A 576-nucleotide genomic window follows, 5' to 3' on the forward strand; every position below is an offset into this window, starting at 1 on the left:
CCCGCACTCAGCAGCATTACCTCGGGGCTCGGTTGGCAAGGTTTCTTGGCATCCCCAATAATCCGATCTATCGCCCCAACATCGCTGCGGTGTTTTTCGGGGCGTGCTGCTGATCAAGATTGAAGGAACGCGCAGGTCCGGCGCATCGGAAACCTACTGGCAGATCTGGTATCGACAAAATGGGTCTTGCCCTGTGCGCCAGCACATGCTGTCGCCGCCGATGGGCGCGTCTTGGCGGACCTTCCGGAATCGCGCCTGGCGACTCCAATCAATACACTTGGCGCTGTCGCTGGTCGAAAGCGCCTTGATGCTCCACGATGCCGGGATCATCGCTAGCGACTGTTCTGCCATTGAGGGCTGGGGTCATTGAGCTGAAGGGGGCCAGCGTCGACCCATCTGCAAGAGGCAGCGTCAGCGTAACGCGAAAACCTGGATCTCCACTTTCAACCTCGGGTCGGCCAGACGGCCTTCGACGCAGGCTCTGGCAGGGGCCGCACCTTGCGGGACCCATTTTTCCCAGACCGAATTCATTGCGTCGAAATCCTTGATGTCGGGCAGCCAGACATAGGCGTAGGC

The 576-nt window shown here is 59.9% G+C and carries 1 protein-coding gene; it reads right to left on the minus strand.

The genetic code is table 11. The features are described from left to right. Positions 1-411: 411 nt before the first annotated feature. Complete coding sequence (locus EN935_RS39415) at positions 412-558, minus strand: Rid family hydrolase (protein WP_281040427.1); 147 nt, start codon at positions 556-558, stop codon at positions 412-414. Positions 559-576: the final 18 nt, after the last annotated feature.

Source organism: Mesorhizobium sp. M7D.F.Ca.US.004.03.1.1 (assembly GCF_003998635.1).
Classification (GTDB): Bacteria; Pseudomonadota; Alphaproteobacteria; order Rhizobiales; family Rhizobiaceae; genus Mesorhizobium; species Mesorhizobium loti.